At 72.0% G+C, this 20,210-nt stretch carries 1 protein-coding gene (only partly in view); it reads left to right on the top strand.

Annotation, left to right across the window (positions count from 1 at the left end; genetic code table 11):
• Positions 1-20,210, top strand: the 3' portion of a protein-coding gene (locus ABZ404_RS27975) for a UvrD-helicase domain-containing protein (protein WP_358991020.1). It extends 8,494 nt beyond the left edge of the window; the window shows 20,210 of its 28,704 coding nt (coding positions 8,495-28,704); its start codon lies off the left edge, out of view; it ends in the stop codon at positions 20,208-20,210.

Raw genomic sequence — 20,210 nt, 5'->3', positions numbered from 1 at the left:
CCCTCGACCTGCTCGCCGCCCACGTCACAGCGCAGACCGCGCAGAGCGCCCGGCTGGCCCTGCAACCGCAGGACGACACCCTGTATGCGGTGCAGCTCGGCCATGAGGTGTTCGTGTGCCGCGGCGCAGAGCTGCACGACCGACTCGGCGCCGACTCGGGCCTGCGGATCTCCTGGCAAGGCGACGGCCCGTGGGTTGTGTGGGCGCGCGAAGGCGGCCATTCCGGCACCCTCCAAGCGGTGCCCGCGCAGGAAGATGCCGCCCGGTTCATCTCGATGGCCAAGGGGCTGACCACCAGCGACGCCCGGGCGCTGCTGTCCAACCACCCTGACAGCTGGCCCGGCCTGTTCGGCCACGACATCGACACCGACACCTTCAGGGCACTCATCGAGTACGCCGCGACCCCGCAGGCGGACACCGACACCCCACTGCCGGACGCCGCCGTGCAAGAGCCGGACACCGGCACTCCCGTGCGCGCCGACCAGGCGGGGGAGTGGTCCCTGGAGATCCTTCACCCCGCCCCCTTCCCAGCGGGACCGGAGGCTGTCCAAACCGCCGACCAGCTCCTGTCCGACCTCGGGCAGTGGCTGGCCGAGCACCGCGCGCTGATCGAAGACGTCACGCCGTGGCACGCCCAGGCCACCGAGGACGCCCTGGCCGCCGCCGCCGCGAGCCTGCCCGAACCGGGCCAGAACGGCGGGCCGGCCGAGCACTGGCGGGCCATGTCCGAGGCCCACCAGCACCTGCTGCTCCTGCGCGCCGAACTGACCGACAACGGCGAAGCCCGCCCGCTGCACCAGGCCCTCACCCAGCTCACCACCCTGCTGCGGCACAGCGACAACTACCTGGACCGTGCCGCCGCCCGCGGCATGCCCGAACTGCGCCGCTCCTCCCTGCGCCGATCCGCCGGCCAAAACGCGTACACGAGCCCGCAGCAGGCGGCCACCGCTTTGGCTGGCCTGCAGGCCGCCTGGCGCGAGTGGGCCGAGGAGGTCGGCTCGATCGATCAGCTCCCCTCGGCGGAGCGGACTTCCGTCATCGCGCTGTCCGCCCTGCTGGAGACGCCCCGGCCCGGCGCGACCCCGGCCGGCTGGGTCGCCCTCCTCGACCAGGTCATCGACATCACCCGCCCGCGGGCCGAGGAGGTCTCCGACCGCATGCTCGGCTGGCAGGCGCTGGACAGCGTGGCCACGGACATGCGGCGGCAGTGGACCGCCACCGTCGTCAACGAGCCCGACCTCGCCGCGGCCGCCGCGCGCCAGAGCGGCATCCTGCAGCTGACGCGGCCCGAACTCGATCCCGCCAATCCCCCCACCAGCCACGAGGACTTCGCCGCACGCCACAACTACCTCATCCGGCTCGCGCAGCGGGCGACGGAATCCGGCGCGCTCACCCCCGACAACTCGGCCGCCGAGCGCACCCTGCTGCGCCTGCTGGAGCACCTTGCCGGAGAGCACGGCGACCTGACAGAGGGCGTCTCGCCGGTCCTGCCCGCCCTGTGCCACCAGATCAGCGACCTCACCAAGCAGGTGTGGCACGAGCAGTCCGAGGAGGGCCAGTTCGGCCACGGCGACCTGCTGATGACCCTGGGCAGCACCGCGGCCTCGCACGCCAAGCGCACCCAGAGCCTCGTCGACGAAGCCGACCCGCACCTCCAGCGCGAAGTCGAGGCCCTCACCGCGCAGGCCCGCACCGACCACCAGCTGCTGTCGGCGATCCACTACCACGCCTCCTCGACGGCCGAGGTGCCACAGGCGCCCGCCCTGTGGGCATGGCTGGAACAGCGCGAGCAGGACATGTCGCCTCGCCTGCGCCGCGCCCTGCACAGCGACATCGGACCCATGGGCGACTTCGTCGGACTGTTCGGCACCATGTGGCACACCCTGCGCGAAGCCGCTCCCGCTGGCGCGGCAGCAAAGTTGGCCCCGCTTCCCGCCGCCGGCACCGACCTGCCGGAGCGGTGGCAGCCGTGGGCCGAGCAGGTGGCTGAGATCGCGGACGCGGCCAGCAGCGACATCGACCTGCGTCTGCGCTTGACCGGCAGCCTGGGCGATGACGCGGACGACCTGATCAGCCGCTTCACCGAGGCACATCTCGCCTCGCTCCAGGACCATCTTCCGGCCGGGCTGCTGAGGCTGTACTTCGGCGCCGACGACGCGCCGACCACCGCTGCCGAGCTCCTGCACACCTATCTGGTCCGCGAGGTCACCGCGCGCCTGGACACCGCGACCGCAGCCCCCGGCGCCCCCCTCCCGGCGGCCGCGCTGGCTGCCTGGCACCTTGCAGACCCGCAGGGCGTGGGGGAGGGCGAGGAGCCCTACCCCGACCAGGCCGCCGCCCGCACCGGCGCCTTGCAACTCATCGCCGCGCTCGGGGAGTTCACCCGGACCTGGAGCGGATCCCAGTACGTCAGCGAGAAGGCGCTCAAGGACATCGCCGACGAAGCGGCCATCGCACTGTGGCAGGACGCGACCGCCGAACAGATCGGCACCCACCCGGAGGCCGCGCGCTGGTGCCGCACGCTCGCCGACCTCGCCCACGCCTTCGCCATGCGCCTGGACGACGACGGGATCCACGACCCCAGCATCAGCAACCTGGCGGCGGCCTCCTACGAGCACGCCGCCCGCATGCACGTCACCACCGAAACCCTGGCCGCCACGGAGGAGGAGACCTGGCCCAACGGCGCCGAGGATGGCGAGCAGCAGCATGCCCGCGTCCAAGCCCAGACCATCGCCACCCACCTTCCCGCCTCGCACCTCATGCGGGCCGCCGGCTCCGCGACCTGGGACGACACCGTCACCTACACCGCGGCCGAGCTGTACGCGCTCGCCCTGCGCACCGGCGCCCAACTCCCGGTCTGGGACAACGGCGTCCTCACCGTCACCGGGAGCGACAGCGCGCCGCTCCTGTTCACGCCGGTGGGCGAGACAGCCGGCGACACCATGCGCCTGGCCCTGCGCCGCCCCGTCGGCGCTCCCCTGGAAGAACGCAACCAGAGCTTCGAGGCCACCCTCACCGAGCCGATCACCATCGAGGCCGAACTCGACGAGGCCGGCGCCGCGCTGTATGCCCTGCACAAGGACGCGGTGCGCCACCTGCGCACCGTACTCACCGACAACGAGACGATCACCGCCTTCGACCAGGCCCTGCCGTTCATCGGCGGCGCTAGCCACTGGCACGAACAGGCCGCCCAGGCAACCGAACTGGCGGCGCGCACCGCGCAGACGCTGCGCGCAGTCGAAGAGGTGATCGGGCGGCACAGCGGGCGCCATACGACCCAGCCTGCCCATCACGCCCTGCGCCTCGTCCAGCAGGCCGCGGAACGGCTCGCCGAGCACCTGGTGCCCGACCGCGTCAACGCCACCGGCGAGACCTACCCGGCCGAAGAGCTGCAGCAGGACCGGGACCGCATCACCGCCCTCGCCTACCTCCTTGACCACCTGCCCTTCGACGACAACATGCCGGCCGAGGCGGGCCACGCCCTTGCCGCAGCCGTGCGCCTGCGCGACGGGCACCGTGACGTCGGTGGACTCGCCGGAGAGATGCACCGCCACCACAAGGTCGCGGAAGCCGCCAAGACCGTGCTCAACAACAGCGGCCCCCAGCGCGGCTTCTTCGCGCTCGCGCTGCACAACCTGGCGCGCCACCACGTCGACCGGATTGCCAGCCATCTGCTCACCCTGCCCGCCGACGCAGCTTCCGCCGCCCCGGCCGCCGCGAGCGTGGCCGTGCCGCCGGGCGCGCAGCCCTACGCCGATGCCGCCCGCGGGCTCGCCGCCCAGGACAACCTTGAGGAACTGGTGCGCGACGCAGTCCTGGAAGGCCAGCGGCCCCTCACCCACGGGCATGCGCCCATCGTGCTCGCCCACCTGATGCAGGCCCGCGAGCACGGAGTCGTCTACAGCGACCACCAGGCCCTGGCCGCCTTCGCCGAACAGGCCCGCGAACAGGCCCACCTGCAGCGACTCGACAAGACCGGCGACGGGAGCGCGCTCGAGGCCGCGGCCCAGGCCGCCGAGAGGCACGCCGGGAACCTGGCCGCCACCGAGCGGGACGCCGACCCCCGACTGCACCTCGCCCTGCTCGAACTGCGCCGCCGGGCCGAGAACGATGCCGCGCTCGTCGCCCACGCCGAACCCGGCGCCGAGCCCGAGGCCGCCCGGCAGGCCGCGGCCGACTGGCTGTCCGGCACCGCTTGGCAGCACGACCTGCCCGCCGAGCAGATCACCCTGCTCAACGACCTCATCGCCCGCAGCGGGGCAGACGTCCTGGGCGACGGACCGCTCGCCGCCTGGTGGCAGACCCTGAAGGCCACCCGCCCGGCCGCCGTCACCGCGGCACTGCAAGCCGAGTTCCCCGGCGGCACGGTGCGCCGGTCGATCACCGCGTTCCGCACCCGGCGCGCCCCACTGCTGGACCAGATCGAACAGGTCCTGGCCCTGAACGCGGTCCGCGAGAAGCTCGCCAGCCCGCACACCGACGACCTCGGCGCGGCGGCACTGCGCCGCCCGGCGCGCAGCCTCGCCCGCAACGAGAACCTGAACGATCGCGAGAGCGCCTACCGGGCCACCCTCGACGTGGCCCGGGCCGCCCGCTACCTGGCCGAGCGCGCCGCTCACCACAAGCTCCCGGCCGCCGACCAGGAAGTCATCGCCGCGCTGGCGGCGTCCGCTCAGGAACTGGCAGCCGACTGGATCGCATCCGCCGACGAGCCCCGCATCTTCCCCGACGGCGCGCAGGCACCGCTGTGCCCGCCGACGGCGGCCACCGCCCCCACCGGCACCGTCACCGAGGCCGAACGCGCCATCGCCCAGCTCCTGGACGCCAGCGCCCTGGTTCCCGCCGCATGGGGCGGCGGCGGATACACCCTGGCGGCGAACCCGGACGGGACCGTCGCCATCACTATGACGATGATGCCGCTCGAGGCGCCCAACGTGCGCGATGCCCGCATCTGGACCCTGCACGACCTGGGCTGGCAGCCCGTCACCGTCGACGAGAACAACCCGCGCAGCGCCCACAGCGGCGAAGCCCGCCACGTCACCGTCACCCCGCCCCGCGGCCTGGACGCCGAGCGCCACCACCTCGCCACCGAGGTCCGCGCCGTCCTGGACGCCCACCGCCGGCGCGGCGACCGCACCGAAACCTTCCAGGTACGCCCGGCCACCGAGCGGGACTTCCCCGGCGCCGCCACTACCGCGGCCGTCATCGCGACCGGACGCCTCACCCTCGACTCCGACCTCAAGCGCGCCGGATACACCACCGAACGCCTCGGCGCGCGCGCCGTGGTGGTGCGCCGGCCCCAGGGCGCGGTGCCGATCGGACCGGACAGCCCCGCCCACACCACCCGGCCCGACGCGGTGCGCCTCGCCGCCGTGCACGCGGCCCTGCTCCCGCTGCACGCACACCTCACCGACCTGCTGTCCGCCGTCCACGACACACACCCCGGCCTGACCAACCTCGACGAACTCAAGGCCCTGGACGCCGAACTGGCCGCGCTCGATGAGGACTTCCCCCTGGCCAGCAACCCACCCGCCGTCCTGGACCAGTCGCCGCGCCGCCACGCGCTGCAGGACACCGCGGTCTACGGCCTCCTCGACCGGCTGAAGCGGGAGGCATCGCCCCGCAACGAGGCCCTCGACCGTGCCCTGGTCGACGTGCACGGGCAGGGCGCCGACCGGTACGTCCACGGTCTCGCCGGCGTACTGCAGCACCTGCTGCACGAGTACGCCAGCGGCCGCGACGACTTCACCCGCACCCGGCTCACCAACCCCTACCCCACCTGGGCGGAAGAGCAGCGCGCCCGCACCGCCGAGGCCACCGTGTCCCCGGCGGCGGCCGTGGAAAGCGCCCCGCCCGTCCAGGACGCGACACCGTCCGCCGAGCCGTCCCCGGCGGCGGAGGACGTCGCACGCGACGCGGCCCCGGGGCCGGTGGACGACCAGCAGGGCGCCCTCCCGCCGGCCGCGGGCGGGGGCGCCGGTCGCGACAACACACCGCCGCCCGCTCCCGGCGGCAACGACGAGCCGGACCAGCCCGACGACCAGGCTGCGCCCCAACCCGCTCTGGCCGACGGCGGCTCGGCCCCGGCCTTCACCCGTCTCAGGGAGATCAGCGCGCCGCGCCGTGCCCTCAACCAGGCCGTACGGACCCTGGCCGCCACCGACCACTTCAAGGAGCGCGCCGCCCAGGACGGTCCCGAGACCGCGCTGAGCGAGGCCCTGGCCACCTTCACCCGGGTCTCCCTGAACAACCCGACGGAGTTCCACACGGCCGTCGAAACCCTCCAGGCGGCCGTCACCTCCGTCAACGACACCTGGAGGAACACCGGCGTGCCGGGGGAGGCCGCCCAGGCCCTGGCCGAGCTGGTGCGGGCCGCGAACACGTTCACCAACTCGTGGCGGGCCACCGTCGCCTCGGCGGACTGGGACACCCTCTTCAAGGGAGCGCCCCGCCCAAGCCTTGTGCAGCCCTCCGAAGCCGCCGCACCGGCAGCCCTGGAGATCAACGATGCCGCCGTGCCCGGCCTCACGCTGGCCGAGCAGCACGCCGCCATCCGCACTGTGATCAACACGTTCGGTGCGCTCGGTGCGAGCGTCTCCCCGCCCACCGAGCGCGGATCAGGGCTCGCGGCCTTCGTGCGGCGGATGGACGACCCCACCCAGTGGCGGGCCTGGCGCGAGGAACTGGTCACGTCCGGCCGCGGCCTGTGGCTCGGCGGCCCCCACCTGAGCGAGGACCTGCGCGAGCTGGGGCGGCTCGACCCCGCCCCCGACGGCATCCTCATCACCACCCAGGGCGGCCGCAACCGGCCCACGATGCGCCTGGTGATGCGCTGGGAGGAACTGCCCGCCTGGATCCACCTGGGGCTGGACGAGCAGACGCGCCACGAACTCCTGGACGCCGACGAGGCCTACGTCACCGCCCTCGCGGCCAGCACCGACAGCAGGGTCGACCGGAGCCGGCTGAGCACTGCCGAGCAGACCATCTGGAACGCCCTGCGGGCCGCCGGTACACCGACCGCCCAAACCCTCGCCGCCTCCTGGAACCGCTACCGAGCCGACGCGGTGCCCACCGAAGCGGACGCACTGTTCGATCTGGACTCCGCCACCCCACAAGACGGCCCCTACACCAGCCTCGCCGAGTTCACCCGCGCCACCGAAGAAGTGATCACCGCAGCTTGGGCGCTCACCGCCCACCCGCAGTGGCCGGCCGCCGACCCGCGCGCGGCGCGGCTGCACGAGGCGAGCGCGGCCGTGCGGGCCTCCAGCCCTACCACCATTACCCCCTCCGACGCCGTCCGCGCGATCCTGTCGCTGGCCCGGGCCGTGCAGGACCACGACGTCCTTCAAGTCCCGGGGCCGCCGGACGTTCAGGGCCTCTTCGCATCGCTTGCCACCCTCGCCCGTCAGCATGCTGACCGGGTCGCGGCCACCGCATGGAGCGAACAGGCATGGCGGCACGTGTTCCCCAGCGCGGGGGAGATTTGGTCCGAGGACCCCTTCCTGCTGCCCCGCCTCGGCTACCCGGACCCGCGCCGGCGCCCGCTCGCCGCCGCCCCCGTGGAGCAGCTCGGCGAGTACGAGGCGTTCGGCAACCAGGACTACGAGCAGCTCACCCACCGCGGCCACCCCGACCGGCTCGCCTACCGAGTCCCGCACACGGACGGCTTCACCGTGCTGCAGGAGGGCAACTGGAGCGGCCCCGCCTACACCCTGCGCGCCCCCGACGACACCATCGTGGCCACCCTCGTCAAGGAGGGATCGGGCTGGCACACCGTGATGGGCCACCAGCTGCCCGGCCACACCAGCGAGCCGCTCACCATCCTTCCCCCGCAGCCGTACGGTCCGGACAACTTCCACCACGCGGTCCTCAACGCTCTGCGCGTGTGGGCCCAGGAGACCGGCCAGCCGCTGCCCGGCCACCCCACCTACCCCGACGCCATGCGCGTGTCTTGGGCTTTCGCCGAGCTCGAACCCTTCACCAACGCCCTGCACACCGCCGCCCGCCACACCTGGCCGCTCACCTACACCCAACAGCCCGCCCTCACCCGCGTCCTGGACGCCCTGGAGCAGATCCAGGCACACGAGCGAATCCAGCTCGACGACAACCAGCTCCGCAGCAGGGCCGACGCCATCGAGCACCTCGGCGCCGCCGCGGCCGCGCTGCGCACCCAGCTCGAGAACGAGTACCTGCACGCCAGCGACCTGTACGGGCTCGTGCGGGTGCTGGCTGGACACGCCCACGAGATGCCGCAGCGCCTGCGCACCTTCGCCGACAGTCGCACCACCCCCGCACCCGAACCCGCACCTGCTGTTACGCCGACGCCCGAGACGGCAGCCCCTGCACCGGAGGCCTCGATGACCACCGCCCCCGCACCCGGCGACGACATTCCGGTAACGGAGGGCGGGGTCTGGGAGCCCGATTACCCGGTCCCCGCCACCGTCGAGGAGCTGTGGAAGACCGCCCGGGCCCGCGGGTGGAGCATGACGCGCGAAACCATCCCCGGCAGCTACAGCACCGACCGGTTCAAAGTCGTCCTGGAGGCCCGCACCGTTGTCGGGCACTGGAAGTTCGGCCTGGAATGGGGGCTGCGAAAGGGCCGCTACGCCGCCGACAAGGAGCGGTCCTGGGCCTGGTGGCCCGATGGGCGCACCGGACCGCGCGGTGGAGAAGTACACCCGACCGTGGCTGATGCCCTCAACGCCATGCGCCGCTACGAAGCCGTCCCCGCCCTGGCCGAACAAGACTCGCCTGGCCCTGCCGAACAGGCCGCTGCGCAAGCTACGGATCAGGTCGCCACGTCGTCCGCCGACCCGAGCAGCGAGGCTGCATCGGACGTCACGCCGGCCCCGACGGCCGACAGCCGCTACGCCACCCAGGAAATCGAGGGGATGCCCGGCTACTGGTGGCGCGAGGAGCCTCCCCGAGCCACCGACCGCTACACAACCGAGCGTGTCACCGTCGGCTTCGGAGACGAAACGATCGGTGAGGCACACGGGCCCGGGTGGCAGGGCAGAACCGGCTGGACGATCCCCGACGGCACCGAGCCGGTGCACGGCGGGCAGACGTCGGCGGAATGCGCGAAGCTGCTCGCCACACGCCACCAGGCTCAGCAGCAGGCCGCACCCGTGGCTGCGGCTCCTGCCACCGTGTCTGGCGGGCAAACGGACGAAAGCCCCGGCATCCCGTTCGACGCGCAGGAAATCACCGGCATGCCCGGCTACTGGTGGCGGCTGGAGCCGCCACGCGAGGGCGCCCGCGACGACGTTGAGCACATCACCGTGGGCTACGGCAGCGAGCAGATCGGCCACGGGCACGGCCCCAACGGTTGGGACGGCAAGACCAAGTGGACGGTCGCGGTCGGGACTGACTACATGCCCGGGGAGCGCACTCCCTTCGCGAGCGCCAAGAAGATCGCCGAACGCCATCAGGCCCTGCAGGAAGCCGCTCAGCTCACCGGTCCCCGGCCCGCGGAAACCGTGTGGATCCGCCACGACCGCGAGCACGGCGGGGAGAACCGTACGTGGGTGTTCGGTGTCGCCGACACCGACAAGGACGCCCTGGCCGCCCTGGAGGCGGAGGACTTCATCCGCAAGCCCAGTGCAGGCGCCTGGGTGCAGAACCCGCGCATCCGGCCCGAGACCCGGGCCTACAAGACTGGCCTGTTCGTCCGGCGCATGCTCAAGCACGGCCGCTCCATCGCGGTCCACTACCACCGCGACGGCGCGCCCGCCGACACCACGCTGCCCGAACTCGACGTCACCCGGCGCAGCGAACTCGACGCGCTCACCGAGGAGGAGCGCAGGGACTGGAGCCCGATCGAGTTCCAGGCAGGAGACCAGGTCCTCCTCAAGGGCTTGCACAGTTGGTGGCACACCGTCACCGACGTCCAGCCCGGACAGCTCACCGTCGAGCTGGAGAGCGCCGACTACGGCGACGTCCTGGCCCGCCGTCGCGGCCAGGACCTGCTCACCGCCGCCGACCCGGTTGGTGAGATCACCACCGCCCGCCCCGGCACGCGCAACCTGCGGGGCGAGTCTCCCGAGGTCCTGGAAGCCGAAGAGGCTCGCCTGAAGCTGCCGTTGGCCGACACCGCGCACGCTCCCTTCGTTGAAGCCCGCCGCGCCCAGGTCACCACCGAGCGGGAGCGGGTCTCGGGCAACCTCGCGGCCATGGAGAAGCGGCGTGCCCGCCTCCAGGCGGTCCTCGGCAACCCCAAGGCGCTCAAGGAACACGGCGGGAAGCTCCTGGCCAACGAGTGGGGCGAACCGCTCGGCGCCGTCGTCAAGAGGGAGTCCATCGAGAACCTGCCGCGCCTGCCCAGCGCGTACAAGTTCTGGTTCATCGACCTGGACGGCAACCCCCTTATCCCCTTGGAGCGCAAGGGCGATGCCCAGGGCGACGCGATCCGCCGTGAGGACCGGCTGAGCGGCAACGCGCCGGCCGGCTGGCGGCGCAGCTATTGGTCTCAGGTCGAGCCCGGCACCGTCATCCGCTTGCCCGAGTCCCCTGAGAAGGGACTCTCGCCGGAGAACTGGTCCCAGCCGCTCACCCTGACCGGCATGCACCGCGGTGCCGACGGCTCCCTAACCGTCGAGGGCACCCGCGACGGGCGCCTCGTCCGGCACGAGTTCAACCGGGTCCACGCCCTGCCGGGCCCGCTGCGGGAGGCGGTCGGACAGTGGGCGGTGCGCCCCGAAACCGTCGTCGCCCGCGCCGCCCGCCCCGCGCTGATCGAGGCCCTGCGGCACACCCACACCAACATTGTGCTCCCCGGCAGCAGCCTCGAGCTCACCGACGCGCTGGACGCCGTCCGCAACGCACTGGCCGCGCTCTACGCACGTCCCACCCCGATTTCCGCCCTGCGCCGGCAGATCGCGGACGCCCGGGATGCTGCCGCCCGCCTGGCGGCCGACGCCGAGCGGACCGGATGGCCCGAGGTGGCCCAGCGGGCCCAGGCAGCCCACGCGGTGGCCCAGCAGTGGGCCGACGCCTTCGAGGACGTCGAGACCTCCGCCCAGCAACTGCAGGGGATCAGCACCGCCCCGGCACCGGAGGCGGAGCCCGCCCCGGAGCCTGCGGCAGTCGCACCCTCCGCAGCCCCGCCGTCCGCCGAGCAGACGCCGGTCGGCCGGTCCTGGACGCAGATGCGCCCCGAGGACTTCGACAGCGCCCCGGCTCCCGCCGCACAGGACAGCGGGGCAGTGCCGGAAGGCCAGCTGAACCTCGACACCTCCGACGCCGGCCTCCCGCGCGAGGACAACCAGCCCGAGAGCGAGGCCGCACCGGCCGACGGCGTCTCCGAGACAACCGCACAGGAGCTGACCCAGCCGGACGAGCCGGCCGCCCGCACCGCCCCGGCTCAGGAGCAGGCGGACGACAAGCCGGTCTCGGTCTATGACGCCATGCGGCTCGGCGGCCAAGAGGTAGCCCGTGCCCTGCTCGCACGCGTCACAGTCGGCGAACTTGCGGCCGACGGCCAGTTCCTGCGTGCCCCGGTGCTGCTGGACGGTGAGGCCATCGGCTCCGTCGTCACCCGCCCCGACGGCGGATACGCTGCCACCACCATCGAGAACTGGACGACGAGGCATCCGTTCGAGACCGTGGCCGGCGCCGTCGCCCAGGTTGTCCAGTCCTACGACGAGTGGGTGGCCACCGGCCAGGAGCGCCAGGACCGCGCCCGCGCACTCGGCCTCGACCAGCCGCCCGCCGTAGCAGAGGGCGAACTGCCTGAGAACGCCGTACCCGTGCCCGGCTACCCGGGATACCACCAGGTCAGTGCCTACCCCGGCACCGTGGTGTACGGACCGGGCAACAGGAAGATCGGCTCGGTCGAGAACCGCACTTACAACCAGGGCAAGCACAAGACCCTGTACGGCGAGGACAGCCCCATCAAGGGCCAGGACACCATCGAGGGTTCCGTCCGTCACCTGGTGCAGGTGCACGCCGAACTCAACGACGTGCCCGACAACCAGACGTGGCTGAACGTGTGGATCGAGCACCACCCCGACCACACCAACGTATGGGGAGCCTCTGAGCAGTACCGCGAGCTCGTCTCCGCGCTCGAAGTCGCCGGCGGCCCGCGCGGCTTCAACCGGCGCAACGGGGTGGACGTCGCGCACCGTCAGCACGGCACGTCCCAGCACAGCATGCCGAAGAACCTGACGTACGAGACCCGCACCGAAAAGGTCAACGCGTTGCGGGCGATGCTGTCGGCTCGCGGCCGCGACATACCCGTCTTCGAGAGCCTTGAGGCCAAGCAGGAAGCCGAAGCCGCCGACAGGGCACAGACGGCTGCCCCGGCCCCCACGGCACTTGGACACGCGGCCGGCGCCAGTGAGGAGGACGGTGCGGCACCGACGGCGCAGAGGGAGCGCCCCGCCCCGGTGCGCGGGCCCTCTGGCCAGACGCCCCAGGACGAGGCTGCGCACGGCATGGCGATCGAGGCGATGGACATCGACGACCTCGACGAGACCCTCGATGCGCTCAGGGACGCCACCGATCCGCTGTCGCTGGCCTACCGGCTGCGCGCCGAACGGCGCCGCTGGGCCCTGCTGCGCCAGGAGGCCGAAGACTGGGTCCCGCAGCCGGAGTACGACGCCGAGGGCAACCTGGTCGAGCCGTCCCGTGGGCAGATCCTGCGTGAGCGGGCCGACGGCTACCGGCTCAACCCCAACGAGGCCCAGGGCGCCGTCACCAGCGTGGACGACCTGCCACCCGCGAAGCCCGGCGGGTACAGCGATGCCCGGTGGGCGGAGATCGTCGCGGCCGCCGCAGCGGCGGAAGAATTCCCGCCCACCGCTGAGCAGGACATCATCATCGAGGCCGCGGCCCGGCGCGGCCTGGACCTGCGGGTGATGGCCCTGGCCGGCACCGGCAAGTCCACCACCTTGAAGATGCTGTCGCGGCGCATGCCCGACAAGCGCATCCTGTACCTCGCCTTCAACCGGTCGGTCGCCGACGAAGCGATCGAGGCCCAGCAGCGCGGCGAGTACAGCGACAACCTCACCCCGACCACCGCGAACGCCTACGCCAACAGCATGGTCGACGAGGCCCTGCTGACCCGGCTGAACTGGCCGAAGCTCAACGAGCAGCAGATCGCCGACCGGATGCGCTGGCGCTCCCGGATCCCGGCCGGAGGCGAGTCGCTGACCCCGCAGCGTGCCGCCTACCTGGCCAATCGGCTGCTGTCGGAATGGGTGAAGTCCGCAGACAACGACTTCGCCGTCCACCACCTGCCGGACGGCATCTCGCACAACCGGGATGAGATCTTCGCCGCGATCCGGCCCCTCGCCGAGGAGATGTGGGACAACCTCACCGATCCGAAGGCCATCGACAAGGACCGCGACCTCCCGCTGTCCTTCGACCACACCGTCAAGATGTGGGCGCTCTCCGGCCGGGTCCCCGACACCGACGTGCTGATGTGGGACGAAGCACAGGACGTCAACCCGGTCATGGAGTCGATCGTCGCCAACGTCCGCGAAGCCGGCATCCAGGTCGTGGCGGTCGGCGACAGCAACCAGGCCATCTACGGCTTCCGCGGAGCGACCGACGCCCTGGGACGCCTGCCCGCGGACGCGACCGCCACGCTCACCCAGACCTTCCGGTTCGGCGATGCCGTCGCCGACATCGGCAACCGCTTCCTGCGCCTGGGAGGCACCCGCATGCGGCTGGCGGGCTGGGACCACAAGTCCTCCCGCCTCGAAGAGATCGACGCCGGCGACGAGACGATGCTCATCGCCCGCACCAACGCGGGCGTGGTCCTCGGCGCCGTCGAAGGCCTGCGGGCGGGCCGCAAGGTCGCAGTGTCCGGGGGACTGGCTGACCTGCGTAAGTTCCTCGAAGCCGCGGAAGCCCTGCGCGAGGGTGAGCGCACCAACCATCAGGAACTGGCCCGCTTCAACGGCATGGCCTGGGACGAAATCCTGGAGACCGCCGAGAGCGAGCCCGAGCTCAAGCAGCTCGACTCCATGTTCAAGCTGATGGAGCGGCACAGCGAAGAGCTCGACGCGCTGCTGGAGTCCGTGCGGATGCCGCGCCCCTTCGTCGAGGACGACGGCGAGCGCCTTCACGTCAAATTCGCCCACGGAGACGGCAACTTCCGGACCACGAAGGAGTGGCTCAAGAGCAAGGGCGTCGGCTTCGGATGGGACGGCGACGCCAAGCGGTGGACCTTCCCGCCGCCCAGGAAGCCCGCCACCTCCGCGACCGAGACCCAGCGCCGCCAGCTGCGCGAGCGGGTCGAGCAGTACATCACCGACCACTACACCGCCCCCGCCAGCGACAACGGCGGGCAGGTCGTCGACCAGTCCGCGCCGCATGACCTCCTGGTGTCCACCGCGCACAAGGCTAAGGGCATGGAGTCGCCGCGCGTCCGGATCGCCAGCGACTTCAGGGGCCCCAAAGAGAGCGCCAGCGGCGGCATCGACTGGGACACAATTCCCGAGGACGAGGAACTGCGCCTGGCCTACGTCGCGGTCACCCGCGCCACCGACATCCTGGATGCCGGCTCGCTCGGCTGGATCTTCGACGTCACCCGCGACGACGACCCGATGCAGGAGCCGGACGGCATCTACCGGCGCGCATGGCAGGTCGACGACTTCCAGCCCGGCAACCGCCTCACCTTCTGGAGCGAGGACGGAGAGAGTCTCCTCGACGGTCATGTCGCGGAGATCGACGGCACCGCGCTGATCGTCCGCACCGAGGACGGCAGCGCCCAGACGGTCGTCACCGGTCAGATCGTCCGCCGTGACGGGCAGGACCGCCCTCTGCTGCCCGTGGCCAGCGACGAGGAACTGGACGAGGCGCTGGCCAGCGGATTCGTGCCGCTGACGGCACCGAGCCCGAACGGCGCGGCCTCACCGGACCCGCAGATCTCACCCCGTCCTGCCGCCGCGCCCAGCGCCGGTGACCAGGCACCGCAGGCACCGAACACGCCGTCCTCCGCAGACGGCATCGTGGAGGAAGCCGCCGTGAACACACCGGACGCGACCGAGCAGCAAGCTCAGAATGCGCCCAACACTGCAGACGGCACGACGCAGACGGCCCCTGACCGGGAGACGTTCACCGCGCTCAAGCCGCCCGAGACCAGTGCCCTGACCCGGGCGGACGGCACCCTGTGGTGGGGCGGCCGGGCAGCCGGACGCAACAAGGCGATCACACAACCGATCCTCGTCCGGCTGAAGTTTGGGCCGCGTGGAGTCGTCGACGTCGAGGACGCCGTCACCGGAAAGCACGTCGACCGCATCCGCACCGGAACGCCGTTCTTCGCCGCCGCCCCGCTCCTCAACGAGCAGCAGGAGCCGTCCACCGCCGTGGAGGCCGGCCAGGACGCCACCGTCGACGGTGAGCAGGCCCCCGCAGCGGCGCCCGCCGCCACCGATGACGCGGCCCCAGCGGCCGAGGCCACGGCCCCCGCTGCGGCGGCGCCGTCGTACAAGGTGATCGCCCAGGCCACGGACGCCGGCCGTCGCTGGGCCGTCGTGGACCGCACAAGCGGAGACGTCGTCTGGATCCGCAACCAGGACCAGGACCCCGCCGAAGCCGTCTTCGCGGCCAAGGAAGACGCCGACCGCATACGCCAGCGTCTCGGCAGCGAGCCCGGCCTGCGTGTCCCCGCCCCCCAGGCGGCAACCCTCGCCCCGGACACCAGCAGCGCGCAGCGGCATGAGGCGGGCCCGGCCCTCGCTCCGGTTCTGGGCAAGGTCATCGCCAAGGACACCCGCGGCACCGACCAGCTGGTAAAGGTCCAGGTCGGCGACGAAGCCAGCGGCCTGCGGGTCTACGTCGCCTGGAACCCCGTCGGCGCCGACCAGGTCCAACTCCACCAGTCGGTCTACCTCTCCGGAACCCTGGGCGCGGAGACCGCCTTCCACGGACGGCTCGAAACCTCCGTCGAGGGCGGCACGGTGGAAGGCGAAGCCGCCGCCCACGACCGCCGCAACCTCACCCAGCCCGCCCCCGAGGGCTGGATTCCCGCCGACCCGAGCGCCTCTCCCACCCTCGACGTGGGCCAGCAGGTCCGCATCCTCGACCCGCACCACCCTGCGCACGCAGTCGGCCAGCCTGTCACGCAGCAGCTGTACAGCACGGTCACCGTGGAGCTGGCCGAGGCCGACAACAGCTCGTACGCCGGAACCAGCGCGGACGGCCGCGTCCTGGTCTTCTCCCGCGACCAGGTCGTCGCAGTACCGGGCGACGGCACAGCCCAGCCGCAGCAGACCGCCCCGACTCCGGCGCCAGTCGCCGAGCAGGATGCCGTCGCACGAGGCGTTTCCGCCGCCCTCCTCGCCAAGCTGCGAGAAGTCCCCTACGCCCAGCGGGCCGGCCGGTGGACGGCCGCCGACCTCGAGCCGCGCCCGGACGGCACCCGAGTCGAAGTCCTGCTGCGCAAGAGTGGCGAGTGGGCCCAGGCCGTCGAGGTCGGACCGCACACCCTGCGCGACGAGCGCGGCCACTTCCACGGGTTCGAAGAGGTACTGGCCTGGCGGGACGCCACCCAGCTCGTCACCCTCCAGGACCGCCCCGAGCGCGCCCCCCGCCCGGGTGCGGTGGCACCCGTGCTGGTGCAGGACCGCACGCCCAAGCCACCGCTGTTCTCCAGCCCGCCGCAGGGCTTGAAGTCCGCCGAGCTCGAGAGCCGGGCCACCGCCCTGGACCAGTGGCTCAACGCGTACGCGGCACAGGGCGACAGCGCAGACAGTGTCCGCGCCGTCGAGCTGCGCGACGCCCTGCGTGCCGAGCTGGAGCAGCGCCGCCTGCGCCAGGTGGATGCCGAACAGCTCGGCGGCATGGACGCCTTCCGCCAGGACCTGGCCGACCTCACCCTGGAGGCGGCCGATCCCGGCGGCGCCCGGGGCATCCTGCGCAACGGCACCCGGCTCGGCACCGTTGTGGCGAGCGCCGCGGGCCACCACTTCGTCCCGGACGGCCAACTGGCCCTGGCCGAGGGCACCGCCTACGCCAGCCCCGAAGGTGCCGCGGTCGCGCTCAGCCGCTTCCTCGCCGGCGTCCCCGAGAACCAGCCGCTGAAGGCGCCCGCAGGACCCGCCCCGATTCCGGCGCCGCGCTTCCTCCTCACCCCCGAGGAGAAGAAGGCCGATCCCACGGCCGACTCCAACATGCTGCTCAAGGCCCACCTGAGCAGCGTCGTCCACTACAAGGCCGACCCTGACCAGCGCAGCCAGCAGATGATCGTCGAGCTGTGCCGCAAGCACGGCAAGACCGAAGCCGGAACCCACCTGAGCTCCGGCGGACGACTCGCGATCATCACCGTCGCCCCCGAACGCTACGAAGTGCGGGCACCGGACCGGCTCACCAAGGTCTTCGGACCCTGGGGCGAGCAGATCAAGACCCGCGAGCGGGCCAACCGGATCGCGGACGCCCTGGAGAGCATCCGCGACGAACAGGGCCGCCCCTTCCCCTGGGACATGCCCAACCCCACCCTCCGGGCCCTGCCCATGAAGGCCCTCCACTGGAAGGACCAGCACGGCCACGACATCAAGCAGGCGATCCTGCACGCCCTGGTCACCCAGGGCCTCGACGAGCGGGACCGGCGCTACGCCAAGGAGTACTACCAGAGCACCGGCCGCCGCCTGACCGCGCCTGCTCCCCAGACCACGCCCCGGCCCGCCCCCGAGCTGACCGACCCCTCCATGCCGGCGCCGGGCAACTTCGTGATCACCACCGTGAAGAAGGTCCTCGGCGAAGTGGCAGCAGCCGACGGCACCTTCTGGTGGAAGGGCGAGGTCAACAACCCGCAGGCAACCCAACTGCGCTCCAACCTGGAACCCCTGGACGTCCCAGTCCTGGTGCGGATCGAGGAATCCGCCGATACGAAGGGCGCGAGCATCGGCTGGGTCCGGGTCCTGGACGCCGCCACCGGCAACCAGATCCAGAACATCCGCTCCACCAGCCACGTCATGGTCGCCACCCCGCTGGCCCCCGCGACACCGGGAGGGGAGACGGGCATGGTGCAGCGGCGCTTCGCTTCCCTCGGCCAGGTCCGCACCCACCTGATGGCCGCGAAGATCCCCGGACTGAGCCCCGGGCGCCGCACCGAAGTGCGCAAGCTCGCCAAGGACCGCGAACTGGTGGAGCTCACCGACGACGGCCAGTTCGCCATCCGCCGCAATGGCGAGACCTTCGAGGTGCTCCCCGCCGGCAGCGGCCTGCCCTTCGACGGCCTCCTGCCCGACCTCTACCTCAGCCCCGAAGCCGCCCGCGACCTCGCCGTCACCCCCCAGCCGCTGGAGGGGCTGCCCTCCCTGGAAGAAGCACGCGACTTCGCCGGCCGCCTCACCGAGCTGCGGACCAGCGACGGGGAGCCGATCGACTGGAGCGACCCGCAGCTCGGCGCACGGCTGTCCGCAGGGGAGTTCGTCCACCTCAACCACACGATCCTGGAGGAACGCGCCCACCACGACCGTGCGCACGACAACGCCAACTCCCCCAGCGACGCCATGTGGCAGCTCTTCGAGAACCAGCCCCAGCGCCCCGAGCAGGACACCGACACCATGCGCTGGGCAGACACGCTCACCCCCGGCGACTGGGTCTGGCTGAGGATCAACGACGAGGACAAGGCCTGGGAAGTCATCCAGCGCACCGACACCGAGTTCGGCACCGCAGCGATCACCCTGGACGACGACAGCACCTGGCACCTGCCCCGCAACCTGCCCGTACAGCACCCGGGTCAGGACACCATCCTCGACGCAGACGGCGAGCCCATCGGCCTGCGCCTGGACGCCGCCTTCGTCCTCAACGACGACGTCATCGAGTTCGCCCTCGATGCCGACGGGACACCGCTCGCGCCGAGCGGCGCCGCGGGGACACCCGCCGCCGGCACTCTTCGGATCCGCGGCCGCGCCATGGTGACCCACAACCACCCTCATGGCGGCGGCGAGCGGACGTACTTGATGGACGCCACCATCGTCAACGGGGCGGACATCCAGCCGGCCTCGGTCGAATTGAAGGCCACGGCCTTCGAACTGCCCGAAACGGTCTACCGACTCTCCCTGCGGGCTCCGCTCGCACCGCAAGAGGCACAGCCGCGACCCACCGCTCTGGCCCGGCCGACTGCTCAGCCGCGCACCACACCCGAGCCGGAAGCAGAAACCGGGCCGGACCTGGACGCGGAACTGGAGGCGGAGCTGACCGACGAGCTCAAGGCTGAGCTGGCCTCGGAATTCGAAGCTGACGCCGACCATGAGGTTGACTTCGAGGCGGAGCTCGCAGCTGTGCTGGGACTGGCAGCCGAGCTCGAGAACGAGGCCAGTGCAGATCTGGAGACCGACCTGGAGTCGGAGCACGAGCCGGTGGCCGACCCGGAGATCGAAGCCGACGACCTGGAGTCCGAGCACGAAACGGATCTCGAACCGGAAACCGAGACGGAACCTGAGCTGCACGAGGAAGCCGAGCCGGAGCCGGAGCTGCAAGAGGAAGCCGAGGCGAAGAACGTCACGGAGCTGCCCACCAGGCTGTCCGAGGGCGAACAACTACGCCGCGACCTGCTGCGCCTGCTCCACGCCCCGGACGCACCCACAACGCCCACCGAGCACGCGATCGTCGGTGGCGCGCCGATGTACGTCCGGGTCACACAGAGTCCCCGGCACGGGCAGGTCGTGCAGTTCGGATTCGATCCAAACGCCCCCCGCGCAGCAGCGCAGTTCACAGCCGCAGAGCTCGAAGGCGCCACGGGAGAGCAGGTGCTGCGCGGCGTGCTGGCCCGCCTTCCCGCATCCCAGCGCCAGCCGAGCCCGAAGGATCCTGGGCCCATCGTCCCCAACCGGCTGCGCGAGGACCTCCTGAAGCTCATGGACGACCCGCACGCGCCCAGCGTGCCCACACTCCAGAACACCATGAGCGCCCTGAATCTGTACGTCGCGGTGACCGGTCACCCGCAGCACGGGAACGTGCTGCGCTTCGGGTTCGACGCGAAGGCCGCGCCTGCCGGGCTCTTCACTCGAGACGACCTCCACGGTGCCACCAGCGCCAAGCTGGTCCAGATCGTGGAGCGTTACGGGGAGGCATTCGTTCAAGATCGCCTAAACGCTGACCGTGCACGCCAGCTCCGCGACCGTCTGCAGGCCGGAGCCCGCCAACGGCAGATACCCCAGCCGTCCTCCATCACCGCGCTCTCCGGACGACCGCAGCAGCCGCGCCCCGACGAGCCGGGACGCCCGGTCGCACCGACCGCCTCCCCGAACCGGTGA

This window comes from Streptomyces sp. NPDC005878 (genome assembly GCF_040629815.1).
Classification (GTDB): domain Bacteria; phylum Actinomycetota; class Actinomycetes; order Streptomycetales; family Streptomycetaceae; genus Streptomyces.
The sequence above is the reverse complement of the archived record's forward strand: the minus strand, read 5'-3'. Positions and strand labels throughout refer to the sequence as shown.